Genomic DNA, 19,310 nt, shown 5'->3' with positions numbered 1-19,310 from the left:
ATCGGACGTGAAGGAACGACGAGGGCGCGATGGTGGCGACGAGGCTGCAGCTGATCTTCCGCGAAGGCGTAGGCGACCGGCGATCGAGTTCGGAACCGCGCTGGTCGTCGAGAAGCGTCGAGGACAGCGATCCCTTCCAGGTGATGGTCGCCCTTGGACATCTCGAAGCCGCGCCCGGTCTGGTGCAGCCGGAGAAGGTGGTCGACGTTCTGCTCGCGGCGGGTTCGCGCGGCCTGACCGTCTCGACGCACGGCGCTCCCTACGATCGGGAGCTGGAATGGGCTCACGAGAGCAGCCTGCCGGAGATCGTCCGTGGGATGATCACGAGCAAGCCTGCCGTCGCCGGCGGCCGCTACGCCTTCGGATCGCTCTACGTCCGCGAGACCCGCTTCCCGACGACGCCCGACCGCACGTCGTACGCGCTCGTCGGCATCGCGGTCGTGCGTCGCGGCAGCCTACCGGAGCGGACGATGTTCGAGCTCGAGGGATCTGGTCTGGACCTCGTCGAAACCGATCGACGGCCCGTTTCGGAGGCCTTCGAGCTCGGCTCGTCCCTCTGGCAGACCTACGGCCTTCCGATCTGGGGTTGGGGGATCCCGGCGCGGGCGATCGGCAACACCCTGCCCCTACCGGTCATCGACGCGATGCGCCGCATGCGGGATCTCGAGGCGCTGCCGGAGCCGACCGCCGAGCAGAAGAGGGAACTCGTCGCTCTGGGGAAGGGACCGGCCGGCAGCGTGCTCGCGGTCGGCCGCACCGATCCGGAATATCAGCGCTTCCGGGAGCTGCTCCGGGAGCAGGGACGCGAGGACATCCTGTCTCCGCGGGACGACTACCCGGACGCGACGGCGCTTGCCGATCGGGCTGCGGCGGTAGACCTCGCCATCCGTGAGATGCTGGAATCCGAGGACCACGCGTCCCCGCGGATGCGCTAGGGCCGCGCGCCTCCGGCGTCCGGGGTCGGCCTCGGCCTCGGCGACACCTCCACCACCATACGCTCGGCGAAGAGACGGGACGGGACCGCATTGACGATCACGTCGACCCCCTCGGTCGTCCGACGCGAGAACGTGTGGTTGTGGCCGTGGATCCAGATGCCCGCGCCGCCGGCGTAGGCCATGTCGCCGTCGGTCGGAGGGTAGTGTGTCACCACCACGTCCGGTCGCGAGGCGTCGATCGCGGCGAGCGTGTGCATCCGCCGCGCGGCGATGTCGGCGAACGTCGCCGGCCTGATGCCGCGCTGGTCCTCGACCTGGACGGGCTCCCCGTAGGGTGCCGTCGGCGCCGGCGAGAACAGGGCCGGCACGGCCCCCGACAGGATCTTCGATAGATCCGCCCTGCCCTCGTTCGGGGGCGCCAAGTTCTCCCAGAGCGTGCCCCCGGCGAAGCGCAGTCCGCCGACCTCGACGGCCGAACGCTCGACCACATGGACGCCCAGCGGCTCGCCGATGCGTCTCGCAACCAGCGCCGCCCGATCGACGGGCAGGCCGTACAGGTCGTGGTTTCCCAGGACCATCACCGCCGGCCGGCCGTCGGCGACCCGGGCGACGCCGTCGATGCAACCCCTGACGTCGCCCTCGCTGACGTCCCCGGCGCAGACGAGGATGTCGAACTCCGGCGGCTCGAAGCGGCGCACGACGTCGGGCGAGATCTCCTCGTGCAGGTCGGAGAGGATCCAAAGCAGCGGCATCTCAAATCCCTGTCATCGGCGGTTCTTGGAGGGACCCGGCGTGTCGGTAGAGCTCCGTCCGACCGGTCGAAGATCGCGGTCGTAGAGGCCCTGGATGGTATAGGCGGAGCCGATGTCCGCGGTCATGACCTCTAGGACGCGGGCGGTCCGTTCATCGAGGAGTTTGGCGACGAGCCGGCGATCAACGGGATGGAACTGGTGGAAGCTCTCGAAGAACGAGACGTGCACGAGATTGTCCACACGTTCGTCTCCGCTCCCGGCAAGCTGCATTCCGAAGGATGCGGCACGCCCGGCGTAGCTCTTGTCGCCGTCGTACATCGCACGTCCGATCCGGCCCGCCAGGATCCCGCACAGAGGATGAGGCGTGTCTGCAGCCCACGCGAGTACCTCCTCCCACCATCCCGGAAACCCGAGGCGGACCAGATCGGCGATCTCCTCGTAGCGCGGGCCGCCGTCATGGGGGGCGAAGGCCACGACATCGGGCTTGCTTTCACCTCGAGGTGCCATCGGTCATCGCTCTCTCGATGCGTTCATCGGACTCCAAACTAGAATCCTGGGGGTTGCCTGGTCGTCCGGTGCCGCAGTGGGCGAGAACCCTGAAGCCTCGACAGCTAAGGTTCATTCCTTTGGTTCCGTAAGATGCGGCGCATCCGCGACATGTCCGCCCCGGCACCAGACGCGTTGCGATTCTCCTTCCCCACGCACATGATGCGGAGATTCGATGGAGCGGTTGCCGTGTATGTGATCCAGGGTCGACGGAAGGATGGCGGCGTCGCCTACGTGGGCAGCGATCCCGAAGGTCACCGCTTCGCGGACGAGCCGATGGAGGCGTCCTTCATCGGTTCGGCGAGAAGCGCGAAGGCTATGCTCGCATCCGTTCCCCGCATGTCGACCTACTACCGCGGCGATCGCATGGAGATGGGTTCGTTCGCCCTGCATCGGGCCGAGCTCGAAACGAAGCCCGTCGCGATCTCCGACGATGTTCGCACCAAGCTCGCCAGCGGCCGATCCGCCGCACCGCAGGGCTGGCGCTTTCTGATCGTCGACGAAGCCGGCGGGCGCTTCGCGACGCCGCCCCGGCACTGGTCGAAGTCGACCGCCTCGCTGGACGAGGCCGTAGCGCTTCACGACCTCGGCAGCGCCGTCGAGATCATGGACGACCTGGGCGAAGGCTGGGGGATCGTCGTGGGACACCTCGTCGTCCAGCCGGAGCCGGTCTCCGCGCAGGAATTGGAGACCGCCCTGGCCGGCGAGATCGAGGCCGCGGCGCCGAAGCCCGACGAGGATCTGTCAGGCGAGGCCGTGTACACGCCACGGTTCTGACGGAGCTCGGCTGCGTTTCGGCGACATTCAGGTGGCCGAACCCGCCGCGAGCCGGCCGGCATGCTCGTCGCAGCGGACGGTCACCCAGGCGCCTTCGCGGACGCGGCCGGGGCTGCCGCACACGTCGCAGATGGTCTCGGACCTGTCCTCGGCCGCGAGGCAGATCCGGTCCACCTCGTCGACGTCCGGCATGATGCTGATGCGCATCGAGCCGTATTTCTCCCTGACCTCGTCGCAGACGAAGGCGAGCGCGGGATCGTCCACTGGGATCTTCGCGATCGCTGCGTCCAGCTGAGCGAACGTCTCCGCCAGCAGCGTCTTCCAGCCGTCCCCGACCTGGAACGACGTGCGTCGCGCCCAGGCGTAGCGCGCCCGCAGTTCGTCCTGCCAATCCGCAGCCATGGCGCTTCCTCCCGGGCTCGATGCCTACCAGGAGAAGGCGTCTCCGACGTTAACGGCATAGATCGAAACGAGTGGCCTTGCTCCTTTCGTCCATGGTCGATCATTTGCCTACGCGGCCGGTACCAGCCGCGTAGGCGAACATCCAGGTGCCGCGATGAATCCGGACCATCCCTTCCGTGTTGCGGCCAGAGCTTTGCTCGCGGAGTGGCCGGGGACGAGGGTCTCGCTCACGCGGCCTCCCTTCGGCAGCGATCCCGACGCCTTCACGCTCATGAGCTTCGAGGTCGCTCCGGACCGCCGAGGCAAAGGAATAGGCACCTGCCTGCTGGCCCGGATCGTCGAGGAGGCGGACCGGCACGGCGTCAGCCTGCACGTCGAGCCTGCGCTCACCCGGGACGGCGTCCTCGATCTGGGCGTGGCCGAATGGTATGCCCGCGCCGGGTTCGTCTGGAACGATCCCGCAGACCCGCTCGGCGACGGCCAGATGCATCGCCATCCGATGCCTTCGACCGCTCCGGCCCCGCGCTGAAGACGATCCACGGCGGCGGCCGCGGGCAGATCGTTCGGGACCGTCCGAAGTCCGCGCTTGCCCTTTGCGGGGCCGCCCTGCAGGTTCGTGTAAAGGAACCATGGCACCATGACCGACCAGACCGCCGGATCCGATCTCCGGGCCAGCTCCTTCATCCGCGGGCAGACCTGCGAGTTCACGATTGAGATCGGCTTCATGCCGCCGCGACGTGCGGCCGACGAGGCGGCCGGCGAGCGCGCCCTGGGCCATTTCATCCTCCCGCCGTTCCAGCGGGATCCGGCCTGGGAACAAGCGCAGCAGATCCGCTTCATCGAGTCGATCTGGATGCGGCTGCCGATCCCGGCCTACGTCTACAATCTCACGCAGTCCTCGGCGTCCGAGCAGCCGGTCGACTACTGGCTCATCGACGGCCAGCAACGCTGGACGGCCGTCCTCGACTACATGGCGGACCGCTTCCCCGTCGGCGGATATCTCTGGAGCGAGCTCTCGCAGCGCGACCAGCGATTCTTCGAGAGCCGGCCGTGGACCTGTCTACGCACTGAGATCGAGGACGTCGACGTCCTGAAGGACCTCTACGACCGCCTCGCCTACGGCGGGACGCCGCACGATCCCGCCGAACGGGCGGTGGTTTCTTCCACTCCTTCGATGCGCTGAGGTCGACCATGCGTCATCCCCTTATCAGAGACGTTCTGGCAACCCCGATCGTCCAGGAAGTCCTCGTCCCCAAGCTCGTTGCGGCCTGCTTCGCGGATATCCTCCTCCGCCGCCATGCGGCCGCTGTCGAGTTGCGGCGGGCCTTCGCCGACGAGGTCGCGGCCTGCGTGCGGGAGTGCGACGAACCGATGGGAGCATTCATTCGGATGCGGCGGACCAACCCGACGGCGGACGGTGCCGTCTACGACGCCCTCGTCGCCTACTACTCCTGGTTCGACCGACACGTGCAGGCACTGCTGACCTGTCGCCCGGTCGCGGATCGGTTGAAGGGATACGTGACCGCGCCCTGCATCGTCTCCGTGAGCTTCGGCGAGGGCACTTCCGTGCCCTACCTTGCGGTGCCGACCGTAGGCCTCGAACCCTTCGCGCTCTCCGTGGTCGCGCCCATTCAGAACGGTCTCCCGAGGCGTGCGGCCAGCGGAGCCGTCGATTGGTCCACGCTGCCTTGGCACCGCATCCGCGCCGGCGCCGACGCTGGACTGGATTTCGATCCCGAAGTGTCCGCAGGGCAGGCCTACGCGGCAGGCCTCCTCGCGAACCCGCCGGCACAGTTGCCGAACATCGCCAGGCTGCGGGCGGCCTCGCCACCCATCGATCTCGAGAAGATCGATTCCATGAGCCAGTTCTTCGACGCCCTCCTCGGCGACGACGAGGGGGAGGTGGTCGATCCTTCCGATCCGTTGGGTACGATGTCGCCGTCCGGCCCCGACGATCCGGGGGCAGCATCGCATTTCTTCGGAATGGCATCGCACGTCGATTCGGACGCCTCCCTCAAGAAGGATGGCATCATGAAGCGCTTCATGGACGCCATGGATCGACCCCAGTCCGCACAGCCGGATGCGACGCCTACGGTCGCCGCCCGGGCAGTCGTCAGATCGACCCCGAAGACCCGACGCGGTGCCCGGCGCCAGCGCCAGTAGCGTTTACGCCTCCCGCCCGGGACGATGCCTGCCACAGTGCGATCAGCGGTGGATGGCGTGCATCCCGAGAGGCGATCGCCGATCGGTTGGGCCCCGTCCAGGCGACAGGCGGCGAAACCCGGGCTAGGATGCCCCCATGCTCGACACCGGCCTCGAACCGGAGGTCGCCGATGCCGGACGCGAGGTGCCAGCCCCCTCCCCGGCGGAGCGCCCGGTCCGCAAGATCATCCACGTGGACATGGACGCGTTCTACGCCTCCGTGGAGCAGCGCGACGATCCCTCGCTGCGCGGGCGGCCTATCGCCGTCGGCGGTTCGCGCGAACGCGGCGTGGTCGCGGCCGCCAGCTACGAGGCGCGAAGGTACGGAGTCCGCTCGGCCATGCCGTCCGTCACGGCCTGGCGGAAGTGCCCGGACCTCGTCTTCGTCAAGCCACGGTTCGACGTCTACCGCGAGGTCTCGGCCGCGATCCGGGCGATCTTCGCCGACTACACGCCGCTGATCGAGCCCCTGTCGCTCGACGAGGCCTATCTCGACGTGACCGAGAACTTGCGCGGCATCCCGACGGCCACGGAGATCGCCCGGGAGATCAAGGCCCGCATCCGGAACGAACTCGATCTCACGGCATCCGCCGGTGTTGCCCCAACCAAATTCCTTGCGAAGCTTGCCTCCGACTATAGGAAGCCGGACGGGCTGTTCGTCATCACGCCGCGCATGGGGCCGGATTTCGTCCTCGATCTGCCGGTCGGCCGGTTCCACGGCGTCGGCCCGGCGACCGAGGCCCGAATGAAGGCGCTCGGCATCCACAACGGTGCCGATCTTAGGTCGAAGCCGATCGAGTTCCTGCAGCAGCACTTCGGGAAGAGCGGGGGCTACTTCTGGGGCATCAGCCGGGGCATCGACGACCGTCCCGTCAGGCCCGACCGGATCCGCAAGTCGATCGGCGCCGAGGCGACGTTCGAGACCGACCTGCGGGAATTCGACGACCTGCGGGAGCGCCTGCAGCCGATCCTCGACAAGGTCTGGTCGCGGATGGAGGCGAACGGAGCCAAGGGACGCACCGTGACGCTCAAGCTCAAGTTCTCCGACTTCAGCCAGATCACCCGGGCGAGATCGCTCCAGGTCCCGGTCGCCGGTCGGGAGGCTTGCGAGGCGATCGTGCTCGATCTGCTCAGGGAGGCCTACCCCCTCAAGCTCAGCGTCCGCCTGATCGGCTTCACGATGTCGGGCCTCGGGGACGAGGCCGACGACGGTCAATTCAGGATGGACCTTTGAGCGCGTCCAGCGTCGATCTGATCGTCCGCCGCAACATCGATACCTTTCTGGCCGGGGTCCGGGGCAAGGGCTGGAATCCGCTACACGAGATCGCGACCGGTCCCGGCGGCCGAGAGCCTTGGGCGAGGGCGCGCGCCGGGCAGGCGAACCTGTCCTTCCTGGCTTTGTGCATCGCCGCCGGCACGGGCGCCCTTTCGATCCTGTGCGCGTTCCTCGTTCCGCACGCATGGCCGGCGATCGCGGCGGTCTGGTGCGGTTGCGTCGCCGTCATGGCGGCGGCGCTCCACCTCAGGGCTCCGGGCTCAGGCTGGCATCGGATGCTCGGCACGGGCTTCGCACGGCTGGCGATGGAGGCGGGATCCACGACCCTGTTCGTGTGCGAGGAGGCCCTGGTCGCCGCGGTCGTCCGTTCCGAGGGCCCGATGCTGACCGTCGTCGGGTACGACGAGGTCGAAGCGGTGGATGCCGAAGGCGGACGGGTGGCCGTCAGGTTCGGTAGCGGCTGCGTGTTCGAGATCAGGGATCCCCGGGCCCGGCCCGTCGATGCGGTGCCGGACGGGATCCATACCGAGCTGGCCGAGGCCGTTACGGCGATCCGGGTCCGTGCCGCGAAAGCCGATCAGGATGCCGGCGTGGGATCGCGCAGGATGTAGGATCCCTGATCGAACTCCAGATGCCCGGCGCCCATGAGCTGCCTGACGTCTCGCCGCTCGTAGGCATCGAGGCAGACGGGTGGAATGATGCCGATCTCTGGCCAGCGCCCGAACTGATTCAGGAGACGGTCCCGCAGTTCCAATGCCGAAGGCGTCAGCACGATCCCGGGATCGATGCGCCTCGGCGGCTTCAGCGCGAATAGGGGGTTCGGGATCGGATCCGGGTTCGCTGGGGCGGGCGGCGGCAGCATGGCCACGAGCTGTTGTGGCTCACGTCCCGGGGCTGCCAGCTGGCAGGGGGTATCGTCGATCACCTCGACGGTAGGTGCGATGCGAGGCAGGTGGCCTGCCACGACCAGGTACAGACGACCTTTGACGTCCTCCCGCAGAAGGATTTCCATCGCGGAGGAGGTGAGGTGTCCTTCGCCGGCGACGTAGTTCTTGCCCTCGATCGCGTCGTGATCTTCGGGACTCAACCGCACGGCCGCGTCGCCTGCGGCCATGCGGGCGAACTTCTCGATGGCCTCGACCTCGGCCCGTGTCACGCGGATCCTTCGCATCGGAGGATCGGAGCCGCATCGGCCGAAAAGCGCAACCTGGACCAGGCCATGGTCAGACCGCCTGGACGGGTCAGATCACCGGAATGCGGCGGATCAGCCCGGCACGGATGTCGAGGTAGCCGTCCTCGAGGCGGGGCGCATTGCGGGCGACCCAGGCCTGGGTCGCCTCCGACAGGAGAATGCCTTCGATCTCGTCGAGGGAGCGGCCGTCCTGGCCGGCGACGACGTACAGGTTGTGGTTCACGGGGAGCACGCCCGCCGGCAGGCGCACCGCGCGAATACGTCTGCCGATCCGCGGCACCAGGATGGCCGGACGGTCGAGCGGCAGGGTGATGGCTTCCGGCGGCATCCACCAGCGGCCGAGACGTCCCCGCTTGGGCATGCGCCCGCGGGAGGAGAGCAGGTGCTCGCGGACCGCGCCCGCCGGCTCGGCATGCCGGGTCGTCCGGATCGCGAAGCGGGTGGGCTGCCCCAGGACGTCGGTCTCGGGATCGATGTCGTCGCTGTCGACCGCCGGCAGAAGGTCGGCATCCGGCAGCGCGCGGGCCTGCTCGGATCCGAGCAGGAAGATCCCCTTGGGCCCGAGCCAGGGCGCCAGCTTCACCGTCGCGACGTCGGCCAGGACCGGCCCGTCGTGAGCCTCGTCGAAGGCCCCGTCCGGGGAGATCGGGCGACCGCAGAGTTCCAGCATGTCTTCGCCCAGCGGGCGCAGCACGACCTCCACGGGATGGACGCGCGGCGCGCTGTTCTTCCGGCGCGTCTTCGGCCGATAGAACGAGGTGGCGGCGTCGAGGCGCGCCAGATGGCTGATGCCTGCCTTCCGACCGATCGTGCGTCGCAGCCCCGTCGTCGTGGCGTTGAAGAGCCACCGGTCGGAGGTGACCAGCCCGACCACGCCGTCCTCGGGCATGATGGAGACCGAGCGGTCGAGGAAGGCGTGGAGCAGATCTCCGCGGGCGAAGTCCGGCAGGACCGGCGACCAGGTCTCCTTGAGCAGCTGCGGCAGGTGCCCCCAGCGTAGGTAGGGCGGGTTGCCGGCGACGAACCGGAACGTGCCCCGCGGATCGGCCGTCAGGAAGTCGCCCTCGTGCGCGACCAGCTCGGCCCCTCGCGCGGCGTCGCCCTCGGTCCAGCCGCGGCTGGCCAGAAGATCGGCGATGCGCTCCCGCGCATGCTCGACGGCCTGCGGATGCATCTCCCAACCCTGGACCCGCCCGAGGGCTCCGAAGTCGCCGGCCGGCGTCGGGATGCGGGCCAGGGCGCACACCAGGAACGAGCCGTCGCCCGAACTCGGATCGAGGAGCCGCCCATCCGCATCCGGCCAGCCCATCCGATCGAGAAGGGCCTCGACCACCGGTGTCGAGGTGTATAGGGCGGTCGCCGCATGGAGGGCGTCGATGGCGGAGGACCGCTCCGCACACGTCGTTCCGGTATCGATGGCCATCGTCTCTTCTGTGCCTTGGATCGGCCTCCACCCTTCAGCACCGGCGGATGCGTAGCAACTTGTTCCTTCCGCAAAGCTGAAATCCAGCCTACCTGAAAGGATGCAATTGTCCCCTTCCCTTGCGATCCGTGCCTGCCTGCCCGCGGGGCCGATGCTTTTGCGGGCACCTGCCCTAAGCTCGCCCTGAAGGAACGGATCGGTTCGAGATGTCCAGCAGGTCACACCCGTTTTCGGATCCGCTCCGGACCGACAACCTCGTCCTGAGCCTGCCCGTGCTTGAGGACGAGGCCGACATCGTGGGGCTGTGGAACGACCCCTCCTTCAACTGGCTGTTCCCGCAACGCTACGACGGGAATGCCCCGGATATCGAGGACGTGGCCGGGCTCGCGCGTTCGGTCATCCGCTACGGCAGCGCGCTGCTGATCCGCGATCTCGAAGGGGTGGCGCTCGGGACGATCCATCTCAGCGGTCTGTGGCGCGATACGGCGGAGGTCGGCTGGTACGTCGCTCCCGAGCACCGCAGACGGGGCATCGCACGCGAAGCCGCCCGAGCCGTCGTCCTGCACCTGCTGGAGAACCACAATCTTGCAGTCCAGGCCCGCATGGACGCCGCCAATGCAGCCTCGCGCGGGCTCGCGGGAAGTCTGGGCTTCGCACCGGTGCCTGACCGCGCCAAGGGAAGCGTCGGCTTCGCCACCACCCTTCAGGATCAACGCGACATCCTCGACCGCGAAGCCGCCGAGACGACGGCACTGCGGCCGGCGGCCTGAGCCGGCGCCTAGTTCGCCCGCCGGTAGGGCCGGCCCATCACCCGGACGAACCAGTCGGATGCGGAGAAGTCGCCGCCCTCGCCGGCACCGATCAGCACGACGGAGCACCGGTCCATCACGGCATCGACCTCCGGCTTCCGTTCCGGCGTGTTGTAGAAGCGGCACCCGTCACACGTCGGGTCCTCGCCCGCCATCTCCATGCGACACGGCGCATGCGCGAAGGTCAGCGCGCAGGCATTCCCCGACGGACCGCCCATAAGCAGGCCGTGGCGATTGCCGACGAGACCGAGGAAAGGGCAACTCCCGTGCTTGGGCTCCGGAGCTGCCTCTTCGGTCTCCCGTACGACGATCTCCCCGTCGACGATCTCCGGCCTGACGACCTTCATGCGCGCGCTCCGCGGATCTGCGTGGACAGGTGGCTCAGGGGGCGAAGACCGGGACCACGGTCCGAGCCTTCAACCAGTCGCGATCGACACTCTCGTATCGGGCCGCCACGAGGTTGCAGACCTCCACGGCCGCTTCGTGGCGCATGTCGCCCTTCAGGTCGAGCGCCCGATCGAGCTCCTCACGGACCTGACCGAGCAAGGCGTATGCCTCCTCGGCCGCTGCGGGATCCAGGAGATCCTTCGGCAGAGTGGCGATCCGTTCGCCCAGCCCCGATCGATCCGGAAGCCCGAGCCCCTGGAAGCGCCTGAAGGCCTCGCCGAAGGCTCCCCCGACGTCGTCCGCCCTCAGGATCTGGCTGTAGACCACCCGCAACCAGCCGGACGGCTCGGCGAGCGGCAGACTCAGCGATGCCGCCAACTCGACCGCGAATGCCTCGGCATCCTGGCCGCGGTCGGCCCTGAAGACGTTCCAGACGATGCGCGGCGCGCCCGGGGCATCGTCGTCGAATCTCGTGTCCACCCGGACGGACCCGCGGCCCACGCTCACGACGTGCACGGGTTCCTGAACGGCACGGTGAACCGCCCCCTCGATGACGGCCAAGCCTCGCGCGGCGGCCTTCACCTCGGCCATCCGAGCCTCCAGGACGGCTGTTCGGCACGCATTCGAGGGGGCGGCGAGAGGTTGGAAGAAACGGTCGGGGTTGAAGGGATTGCGGATCGTCCCTGGGCCGAAAGGATTGCCGTCGACGACCTCGTTCACCTGCTGCGCGAGGCTTTCCGGCGAGAGCGGTCTGCGAACGCCGGATTCGTCCGCGACGGGTTCGTGCATCGCGATCCACAACCTGCCGCCCCATCCCAGAAACGGGGTCTCGCGCCCGTCCGCGCCCTCGTGGGCGACGGCGGTCTCGGGCACGAAGGTCAGCTCCGGAAGCGTGACGTCGGTCTCGCCGAGAAGCCGGCCCGCCTCGCGGACCATGAGGGTGAATGTCGGCATGTGGTCACCGTCGTCGGTCTGAACTGCAGGGTGCGGACGGCGTCGGCGAAGCGCAAGCCGTTGATCGACGCTTCACGGCGAAGGCAGGATCGTGGACGGTGGATCGAACTCGGGCTCGAGCAAACCTGGATTCGCCGCGATCCAGCGCTCGACGACATGCTCCGCCCGCCCGATGTCCAGGGGGCGCTCCGGATCGATCGTCAGGATCTTCGCGAGGACGACGACGTGTCCGGGCGGCGAAAGATCCTGGTGGGGCGACGAGATGACGGCTTCGGTCGGCTCCATGACCTTGACGAGGTAGAGCGTCGACGGGAGGTCCCCGACGTTCTCGAAGGCCATCTGTCGGTCCCAGTGGGCCGGATGGTGGGTCGTATAGATCCCCTCCCCGCCGGCTTCGCCCCTGGCGCCGGCCGAACTCGTCGTGCGTTGCTGCCGCGCGAACGACAGTCCGGGCACGAGGTCCGGCTCGACGGATAGGTGATACTGAAGGGCGGGGTCGCGGCGGGACACGGTGCGGGCTCCGTCAGGCGGCCCGCGACGACGGGGCGTCCCCGATCGCGGACGGGAGAGGCGACCAGATCCGGGCCTCCTCGAGCGAAGCTTTGGCACGTTCGACGTGGCGTGCGCACCACCGGGCGATGGCGGCCGCATCGACGTCGGTCGACGTACCCGTGTAGCGGGCCTCGTCGAGCATGTAGCTGACGAGTGTCTGGCGCCCGTTCCAGGTCGCGATCGCCGGCTCCAGGGCGAGGTCCTCGGCCGTGCCCTTTCCCGCGTGGGGAAGCCACGCCGCGACCAGATCGAACAGACCGTCCTCGTCAACCAGCTGTTCGAAGGCGTCCTCGTGATGATCCTCGCAGGCCGATGCCAGGAGCGTCGGAAGGTCGACCGCGCCGTCGTCCTCGAAGGCGTCGCGCAGGGCCGCGGCGTCCAGTCCGGCGAAGTGGACGGGGGTCGTGAGGAACACCAGCGGCGGCCTCTCCTCCCCCGCCCAGGCGTCGTAGCCGGCGTTCCAGGCCAATCTTTCGGGCGCATCGAAGTCGACGTCCGGACGCGGATGCCGCCTGACGTAGTCGTCGTACCGCCAAGCCGGATAGGCGTCGCCGGCTGCTGGGACATACTCGGCCTCGCCATGGGCGAGGTGGCAATAGAACATCGCCCCCTGCCCCGCTTCAGCAAGCGGTACGAAGGACGCTTGCGCGACGAGGTCGCGGAACTCCTCCGCGCGCTGCACGGCCCTTGTTGCGGTACCGATGTCGGTCAGATGGCGCCGAAAGCGTCGAATGCCCTCAATCCCTCCGATGCCCGAGACGAAGGCGTCGATCGAGGCGGCGAGATTCGGGATGGCGAGGCGCCCTTCCCACGCGATGGTCGACACGTTCCTGTCGAGCGCCGAGGCGAACAGCCCGACGGATATGATCTGGGGCGGCGGCGACGAGATCCGCCGGAACAGCAGCGCGTCCGAGATCGGATCGGACAGGTCCAGGACGCCGATCCGCCTGCGCGACGGCGGGGCTTGGTCGGGCAGGCATTCGAATGCCTCGACGAGGATGCGGGGAGCGGCGGCCATGGCGGGTTCTCGCGGATCCGGGCTGATCAGGGGCGGGGCAATTGCGGCGCGTCTGGTGCCGGCACGCGGGTCCAGGCCGCGAATTCCAGCGGGGTCGGACGGGAGGGCCACGCATCGAAGAGCACGAGGATCGGCTCCGCGCCGGCGGGCATGCGATCTATGTCGTCGTCGCGTACCGGATAATCCTCGCCGACGGTGACGGCCGCCAGCGCGACCCCATGCGGGATGCGGTCCCCGGCCTTCATGAGCAGCATGCCCGGCACGGCGTCGAAGTCGGTGCCCGCCGGAAGGCCGAAGACCGCCATCTCGACGCCGTGGGTGTCTTCGGGCGGCAGCACGCCGAAGTAGCGCCTCGTGAGCACGCCGACGCCCTTCCGGCTCTGCGAGACCTTGGGAAGAACGGCCGCGGGTGGCAGCGGTGTGGGAATCGTGGATCGCCGCGTCTCGACGGCGTCGGGATAGCCGTGCTCGAAGACGGCGACCGCGTCGAATCGCACCGGAAGCAGGACCTCGGGCGCCTCGAAGTCACCCCATGACGGGCTGTCCTCGGTCGAGTTGTACCACTGCTGGTCGGCATGGAGGATGATCGCCGCCTGCAGCGGATCTGCGACCTCGAACACCGGTCCGTGCGGGTCGCGACTGAGCGCGTAGCTCTTGTCGCCGCAAGCGTAGGTGTTGGGGCCGTTCTCGCTGATGCGGACGCGCACCAGGGCGCCGGTCGCCGCGTCGCGGAAGCCGTAGGTGGTGCGGGTCTCGGTGCGCAGTTCCTGCATCGTCGTTCCTTCGTCCGAACGGTTCTCCGACGGCCGCCCCGTCATTGCAACAGGACCGCGCCCCCAGGGTTAAGGAACGGGTGCGTTCTGGAGCGCCTTCCGACGTTCCGATACCTTGGCCCGCGTGGCGAGGTCCTCGCTCCAGCACTCGCGGAACGCCACCGCCGCAGGCTCCTCGCCGAATACGACGACGAAGTGCCAGCCGATCGAGGTCTCGCGCGCGAGCTTCCGCGCCACCGCGGCCCCGGCATGCTCCTCGAGCCAGTCGAAGACCGGCCGGGGATCGTCGACGAGCAGGTCGACACGGTATGCCGGACGTCCCTTCTCCGAGAACTGCGGCATGAGCGTCCCGTAGACCAGGATGTTCCTGAACTCCTCGAACCGATCGCTCTGCTGGCTGCGGAAGCGCCTCCGGTCGTCCGTCTTCGTTCCGTTGCCGTCCCAGAGGTAGTTCCAGACCATGGTGCCCGACGGCTCGCGCCGTCCGGTGACGCTGTAGCGCCCCTTCTCGCGACCCTCCGGAAAGTCGACGAGAAGGTCGGCCGACTCCCAGGTCACATCGCCCATGACCGAGGCGCGTGCGTTGTAGCCCAGGGCCCGGAACGTGCGCATCATGTTCCAGGTGGACAGAGGGTCGTTGGCGACGTAATCGGGAACCTGCACGCGGGCTCGTCGTATCTTCGGGTCGGGATCGAAGTCCTGCGGTCGCGGGCGCTGGTATTTCATGGCAGTCGTCATGCAACCGCCGGACAGATCTATCTTGGTAGGCTCCTCATTCGAGTATCTATACCAGCGCGCACAGTCTAAAAGCCACTTCCTTTTTGTCTGGGCGAGAAGGATTTCGTCGGCGACATCGTCGAACTGGTGCTCGATCTGTCTCCGTCGCGTACTGGTCTCCATCGCGGCTGCCCGGGCGAGCCGATCCAGCCGCGCCTCGTAGCCGTCCCGCGTCCGGACGAAGTACCCGGGCACCGGTTCGCCCCGGGAACGCTCGAACCGCTCGGCCGCCACCTCCTCGCGGGTGCGGAGGACCGAATAGCCCGCGACGTCCTCGGGCGAGATCGGACCTTCGACGTTCGGCTGCAGGCTGGCAACCGGATTCCTGACCTGCAGGAAGGCCATGCCGCCCATGCGCATCAGCGATCCTTCGAGGTGCCGGCCGTCGGTCATGCGGACGGAGAGGACCTCCTGGTCCACGCGGCCCGGGAACGGGTCCGCTGGACGGATGTCGTCGAAGGCGTCGGACAGCTCCAAGGGGCGCTCCGTTTCGTTCTTTCGGCCTCAGCCGCTACCGTAGCATCGAAGGAATGCCCGAAAATCGAAAGCGGCGACGACATGAGCACATTCATCGGCATCCTCTCGGGCCGGCACGATCTCGAAACCGTGGTCGACACGCTGAAGGCCATGGGACATCGGGCGGCCGCGCTCCCGTCCAAGGGACCCGACTGGGGCGTGATCGGCCGCTCCAGCCACGCATCCCACCCGTTCCACGTCTACACGGACGAGCGCCACTTCACGTTCAAGGATCGGCTCCAGCACCCGCACACGCTCGTCGAGATCGAGCATAGCCCCGAGACCGAGCAGGTCATGCGTGCCCTGGCGGCCCGCTTCGGAGGCTGGGTCCGCGAGACGGGCCAGTACGATCCCGAGTCGGTGCGGGCGGATCCGGACGTATCGAACCCCGCCTACGATCTGCGCGTCGACCTCCAGGAGTGCCTGCCTGAGACGGAATATCAGCTGGTGCGCGCCCTTGCCCGTTTGGGCAGGGAGGATCCGGAGGCGCTGTCGAACGTGCGGAGCGTGATCGACGCCTACCTTCAGCGGATCCCGGCTCCTCAGGTCGACGCCGAGCAGGCGGCGTTCGCCCCGCGCTGAAGGAACCGTCGACAACATACCGGCCCGGGCGCGTGGACAAGTCCGCCGCCCGCCGCCAGGATATGCCCAGCGCATCCGAGCCGCCGACCGTTCCGTCGAGAACGGTCGGCGGCTCGGGGACGTCTCGGATCGCGCGTCGGGAGGCCGTCCGGCCTCCGTGCGATCCCCGAAAGGGTGCCGGTGACATGGCCAGAAGCTTCAAGGGCGTCACGATCGATCCGGTCTGGCAGCGGACCTCGACGACGCGATCTGGGTCGACCGCGACGGCACGGGATGGACGGCCGAGATCGCGTTCCCGAAACTGACGGAATACGTCCCGATCGGCGGGCGTGCCGACGCCGCGGCCCGGCAGCGCCTGTTCACGAACTACCTCGCCGACGGCGCGAGGCACATGCTGCCGATGGGCGTGGTCGAGGCGGCGAGCCTGACGGCCGAGAAGGGCAAGCCGGTGTTCCTGACGAGGATCGTCCTCGATAGATCCCTCAAGCCGACGAGCCTCGACTGCGGCAAGGCTATCTTCCGCAGCCGCCAGCGTCTCACCTACGACGAGGCGAGCGCGCTTGTCCGCGACGGGGAGGGACGGATCGCCGAGATGCTCGGCCAGGCGCGCGATCTGGCCCACGGCCTGTTCGAGGCCCGGCGCGCGTCCGGAGCCATCGCCTATTACGACCTCGAGAAGGGCATCGCCTTCGACGAGGAGGGCGCGGTCATACTCATGTCCGGCCAAGGGCATGTGGCCGAAATGATCGTCCGGGAGTTCATGGTGCTCGCCAACGCGACCCTGGCGGCGTTCGCGGCCCGGGAAGGCATCCCGCTGCTCTACCGGAACCATCGGGCCCTGGACGACCGGACCCGCGAGCAGATCCTGGCGGAACTCGAGGGCGCGGTGGACGTGGCCGGTGCGGACGTCGCCTTCGCGGGCCGGCCGCGGCTGATGGCGCGGGCGCGACTCGGCGTCGAGCCGCAGGGCCATTACGGCCTGAATCTGCCGGCCTACGCATGGTTCACCTCGCCGCTCCGGCGGTTCGCGGATCTCGTGAACCAGCGGATGCTGGATGCCCATCTCGAAGGTCGGCCGGCTCCCTACGACGAGACCGCGCTCCACGAGATCGCCGAGGCGATCAACGCCCGGCAGGACGAGCTGCTCGACAGGCGTGCCGCCGGATACCGGTCCCGCATCGAGCGCGCGACCGGGCGACTGATCGCCGGCGGCGGAGTGGCCGACGCCAGTCCGCTCGATTTCAGGCGCGTCGTCCGTGCGGTGGCGGCCGACCCGTCCAATCTGAACGAGGCCGTCGTCGAGGAGGGCGTGCGCCGCATCGAGGCCGGCGTGCCGACGGCCAAGGAGATGGCGCGCCTGCTCGTGCTCGGCGGCCAGACCGGCGAAGCCGTCGTCGCGCGGCTCAGGGCGAACCCCCACGACGCACCGAACGTGCTGAACTACGGCGTCATGGCGATGGGCTGGTCGCAGCCCTCCTTCACCGAGACGAGGGGTGGCTCCGCGCATGCCGGGGTCTTCGCCTGCACCGGCAGGATCGAGCTCGACGGGGTCGAACACGTCACGCCGGCGGTCGTCCGGCCGACGCGGAAGGCCGCGCAGCATTCCGCGTCGGTGCATCTGCTCGCGTCCATCGCCGGCCTGGAGGTTCCGCCGGAGCCTGCGCCGTCCGAAGGCATGCAGTCCGCGAACCCGGAGGCTCCTGCCGCTTCGGCTCCGGGGCAGAACCCGCGCAATCGTCTGCAGGAGTACTGCGCCAAGCGGCATCTGCCGTTGCCGAGGTACGGGGTCACCGAGCACGGCCCTCCGCACGATCGCGTATTCGAGGGCGTGGCCACCGTCCATGTCGGCGGCAAGGTCCTGGTGTCGCCGCCCGCGGCGGCCCGGTCCCGCAAGGAGGCCGAGAAGGCGGCCGCCGCCGCGATGCTCGTCCTTATGGGTGTCGACGGAGGGCCAGGGCAGCCACCGCCTCCGACCGAAGTGCCTTACTCGGAGCCCGCGATCGCGCCGCCTCCCGCGACCGCCGTCGATCCGGCCGTGCGGACGCATCTGGAGACGTTCTGCAGCCGTCGCGGGTGGGGGAAGCCGCATTTCGAGGTCCGCGCCGGCGGGCCTCCGCACAAGCCGGCGTTCGATGCCGTGGCAACGGTGCAGGTAGGCGGCCGGCAGTTGCGGTCGGCCTCGTGCCGGGCGGGATCGAAGAAGGAGGCCGAGCGCGCCGCGGCCGCCGCCATGCTCGCCGAGCTCCAGTCGGTTCCGCAGCGGGCCTGATGGGTTCGATGGATCGGAACGGGCGACCGGAAAGTCCGAAGCGTGCGCCGCCGGCTACAACTGATATATATCAGGTTCACCGGCGACGACTTTCCGAAGTCTTCGCCGCATGAACGAATCGTACACCGTGATCTGCCGATCGAAGCTTGCAGAGCGGAAGACATCGGGGACGCATGGGTGTGCGGGGTTGCCGTGGGTTGTCCCGGCGTTACCCGATCTGTAAGGAGCCGATCCGAGCTTGGGCACGCTTCTTCGGGCGGATGTTTTGGATCGTACCCTTCAGGGACTTGGCGGCATCGTGAAGCCCGTCGACATCGTCGGCCGGGCTCGGTCCGAGACGCGCCGGACGTTTCGGCCCAGGGCATCCGTCTCGACCGATACGCAAGCCGACTTCCTGGACGCCTTGACCGTCATCGAATCCGTCGACCGCTCCGAGGACATGCCGATCGCCTTCCAGTCGATCGTCCGCGCACTCGGCTTCGACTCCTATGCCTATCTCGACGGCACGACCGCCGCGGTCGACGGAGGGCGCGTGATATCGACGGTCTCGCGTGATTGGCATGAGACCTACCTCTCGGAAGGCTTCGCGCAGCACGATCCGTGCACCGCGAGGGTGCGCGTCTCCAACGCCCCCTTCATGTGGCACGAGGTCCCGATCGGCGAGATCGGAGGGCGGCCGACCCTTGCGCAGAAGACGATGCTGGCGGCTCGGGAATTCGGCTACGTCGACGGCGTGGTGATGCCGCTCCACACGATGGACGGCGGCGGAAAGCCCGTCGTGAACGCCTGCAGCCTCTTCTGGACCGGGACGCAGGCCGACTTCCGATCGCAGGCCGAGCCGCGCCTTCGCCATCTCCACCTGATAGCCCGCAGCTGGGCCGAGAGGTTCGCGACGTTCGACGGACGCCCGCATCGTTTCCCGGCCGGCGTCCGGATCGTGGACGGGCTCTACGAACGGGGGCCGAAGCTTCGAGGTCGCGAGATCGACGTCCTGAGCTGGGCGGCGAGGGGGAAGACCGCGGCCGAGACCGCCGTCATCCTCGGGATCGGCACCGAGACGGTGACGACCCATCTGGCGAACGCATCCAGACGCCTGGGTGCCGCGAACAAGACCCACGCCGTAGCCATCGCGGTGCACAGGCGTCTCGTCAGGCCCTGATCGCTTCCG

General features: G+C 68.5%; 22 protein-coding genes. 11 read left to right on the top strand and 11 right to left on the bottom strand.

The features are described from left to right. The first annotated feature begins 29 nt into the window (after positions 1 to 29). Positions 30 to 935, top strand: coding sequence for a hypothetical protein (locus tag PQI07_RS26565; protein ID WP_274928037.1), 906 nt, complete (start codon positions 30 to 32; stop codon positions 933 to 935). Here the strand turns inward: PQI07_RS26565 and PQI07_RS26560 are convergent. Together PQI07_RS26560 and PQI07_RS26555 are read right to left on the bottom strand one after the other, a co-directional pair. Beyond that, positions 932 to 1,687 (bottom strand): metallophosphoesterase family protein, encoded by a 756-nt coding sequence (locus tag PQI07_RS26560; protein WP_274928036.1) that lies wholly within the window; start codon positions 1,685 to 1,687, stop codon positions 932 to 934. The two genes, PQI07_RS26565 and PQI07_RS26560, sit on opposite strands and share 4 nt — an antisense overlap. 12 nt (positions 1,688 to 1,699) lie before the next feature. After that, positions 1,700 to 2,194, bottom strand: a complete 495-nt coding sequence (locus PQI07_RS26555) for a DUF7674 family protein (RefSeq protein WP_274928035.1) — start codon at positions 2,192 to 2,194, stop codon at positions 1,700 to 1,702. 228 nt (positions 2,195 to 2,422) lie between these two features. Between PQI07_RS26555 and PQI07_RS26550 the strand changes: the two genes are divergently transcribed. Continuing rightward, positions 2,423 to 3,010, top strand: a complete 588-nt coding sequence (locus PQI07_RS26550) for a hypothetical protein (protein ID WP_274928034.1) — start codon at positions 2,423 to 2,425, stop codon at positions 3,008 to 3,010. A gap of 27 nt (positions 3,011 to 3,037) precedes the next feature. On the opposite strand, the gene PQI07_RS26545 is transcribed toward PQI07_RS26550, so the two are convergent. After that, positions 3,038 to 3,412: a hypothetical protein gene (locus tag PQI07_RS26545; RefSeq protein WP_274928033.1), complete on the bottom strand. Its 375-nt coding sequence runs from the start codon at positions 3,410 to 3,412 to the stop codon at positions 3,038 to 3,040. A gap of 154 nt (positions 3,413 to 3,566) precedes the next feature. On the opposite strand from PQI07_RS26545, the gene PQI07_RS26540 reads away from it, so the two are divergent. The 5 genes from PQI07_RS26540 (at position 3,567) to PQI07_RS26520 (ending at position 7,501) form a co-directional block, all read left to right on the top strand. Continuing rightward, the gene (locus tag PQI07_RS26540) at positions 3,567 to 3,941 is read left to right on the top strand and encodes a GNAT family N-acetyltransferase (RefSeq protein ID WP_274928032.1); all 375 of its coding nucleotides are present in this window, start codon (positions 3,567 to 3,569) and stop codon (positions 3,939 to 3,941) included. A 108-nt stretch (positions 3,942 to 4,049) separates the two neighbouring features. Next, complete coding sequence (locus tag PQI07_RS26535) at positions 4,050 to 4,595, top strand: DUF262 domain-containing protein (protein WP_274928031.1); 546 nt, start codon at positions 4,050 to 4,052, stop codon at positions 4,593 to 4,595. A gap of 8 nt (positions 4,596 to 4,603) precedes the next feature. Continuing rightward, on the top strand, positions 4,604 to 5,575 hold the full coding sequence (locus tag PQI07_RS26530; protein ID WP_274928030.1) for a hypothetical protein: 972 nt from the start codon (positions 4,604 to 4,606) through the stop codon (positions 5,573 to 5,575). A 136-nt stretch (positions 5,576 to 5,711) separates the two neighbouring features. After that, positions 5,712 to 6,848 carry a DNA polymerase IV gene (gene dinB, locus PQI07_RS26525; RefSeq protein ID WP_446720986.1) on the top strand — a complete coding sequence of 379 codons (1,137 nt, stop codon included), beginning with the start codon at positions 5,712 to 5,714 and terminating at the stop codon, positions 6,846 to 6,848. Further along, positions 6,845 to 7,501: a hypothetical protein gene (locus tag PQI07_RS26520; RefSeq protein WP_274928029.1), complete on the top strand. Its 657-nt coding sequence runs from the start codon at positions 6,845 to 6,847 to the stop codon at positions 7,499 to 7,501. Before dinB ends, PQI07_RS26520 begins: the two co-directional genes overlap by 4 nt. Here the strand turns inward: PQI07_RS26520 and PQI07_RS26515 are convergent. After that, positions 7,468 to 8,004, bottom strand: a complete 537-nt coding sequence (locus tag PQI07_RS26515; protein WP_274928028.1) for a hypothetical protein — start codon at positions 8,002 to 8,004, stop codon at positions 7,468 to 7,470. The genes PQI07_RS26520 and PQI07_RS26515 overlap by 34 nt on opposite strands. 127 nt (positions 8,005 to 8,131) lie before the next feature. After that, the gene (locus PQI07_RS26510) at positions 8,132 to 9,505 is read right to left on the bottom strand and encodes an Eco57I restriction-modification methylase domain-containing protein (protein WP_274928027.1); all 1,374 of its coding nucleotides are present in this window, start codon (positions 9,503 to 9,505) and stop codon (positions 8,132 to 8,134) included. A 206-nt stretch (positions 9,506 to 9,711) separates the two neighbouring features. On the opposite strand from PQI07_RS26510, the gene PQI07_RS26505 reads away from it, so the two are divergent. Further along, positions 9,712 to 10,275 (top strand): GNAT family N-acetyltransferase, encoded by a 564-nt coding sequence (locus PQI07_RS26505; RefSeq protein ID WP_274928026.1) that lies wholly within the window; start codon positions 9,712 to 9,714, stop codon positions 10,273 to 10,275. Between the two features lie 8 nt (positions 10,276 to 10,283). On the opposite strand, the gene PQI07_RS26500 is transcribed toward PQI07_RS26505, so the two are convergent. The 6 genes from PQI07_RS26500 to PQI07_RS26475 form a co-directional block, all read right to left on the bottom strand. Beyond that, entirely contained in the window at positions 10,284 to 10,661 is a 378-nt protein-coding gene (locus tag PQI07_RS26500) for a hypothetical protein (protein WP_274928025.1), read from the bottom strand. A gap of 34 nt (positions 10,662 to 10,695) precedes the next feature. Beyond that, positions 10,696 to 11,655, bottom strand: coding sequence for a hypothetical protein (locus tag PQI07_RS26495; protein ID WP_274928024.1), 960 nt, complete (start codon positions 11,653 to 11,655; stop codon positions 10,696 to 10,698). A gap of 72 nt (positions 11,656 to 11,727) precedes the next feature. Next, positions 11,728 to 12,165, bottom strand: coding sequence for a hypothetical protein (locus tag PQI07_RS26490; RefSeq protein WP_274928023.1), 438 nt, complete (start codon positions 12,163 to 12,165; stop codon positions 11,728 to 11,730). Positions 12,166 to 12,178: 13 nt separating this feature from the next. Next, complete coding sequence (locus tag PQI07_RS26485; protein ID WP_274928022.1) at positions 12,179 to 13,225, bottom strand: hypothetical protein; 1,047 nt, start codon at positions 13,223 to 13,225, stop codon at positions 12,179 to 12,181. A gap of 26 nt (positions 13,226 to 13,251) precedes the next feature. Next, entirely contained in the window at positions 13,252 to 13,998 is a 747-nt protein-coding gene (locus PQI07_RS26480) for a hypothetical protein (RefSeq protein ID WP_274928021.1), read from the bottom strand. 69 nt (positions 13,999 to 14,067) lie between these two features. Then, complete coding sequence (locus tag PQI07_RS26475) at positions 14,068 to 15,252, bottom strand: hypothetical protein (protein WP_274928020.1); 1,185 nt, start codon at positions 15,250 to 15,252, stop codon at positions 14,068 to 14,070. A gap of 81 nt (positions 15,253 to 15,333) precedes the next feature. Here PQI07_RS26475 and PQI07_RS26470 point away from each other — a divergent pair, with 81 nt between their 5' ends. From PQI07_RS26470 to PQI07_RS26460, 3 genes are all read left to right on the top strand, one after another. Next, entirely contained in the window at positions 15,334 to 15,873 is a 540-nt protein-coding gene (locus tag PQI07_RS26470) for a hypothetical protein (protein ID WP_274928019.1), read from the top strand. A 223-nt stretch (positions 15,874 to 16,096) separates the two neighbouring features. Then, the gene (locus tag PQI07_RS26465; protein ID WP_342462673.1) at positions 16,097 to 18,142 is read left to right on the top strand and encodes an RNB domain-containing ribonuclease; all 2,046 of its coding nucleotides are present in this window, start codon (positions 16,097 to 16,099) and stop codon (positions 18,140 to 18,142) included. A 265-nt stretch (positions 18,143 to 18,407) separates the two neighbouring features. After that, positions 18,408 to 19,301, top strand: coding sequence for an autoinducer binding domain-containing protein (locus PQI07_RS26460; protein ID WP_274928018.1), 894 nt, complete (start codon positions 18,408 to 18,410; stop codon positions 19,299 to 19,301). The last annotated feature ends 9 nt before the right edge of the window (positions 19,302 to 19,310 follow it).

This window comes from Methylobacterium sp. 092160098-2, from assembly GCF_028920805.1.
GTDB lineage: Bacteria > Pseudomonadota > Alphaproteobacteria > Rhizobiales > Beijerinckiaceae > Methylobacterium > Methylobacterium fujisawaense.
The sequence above is the reverse complement of the archived record's forward strand: the minus strand, read 5'-3'. Positions and strand labels throughout refer to the sequence as shown.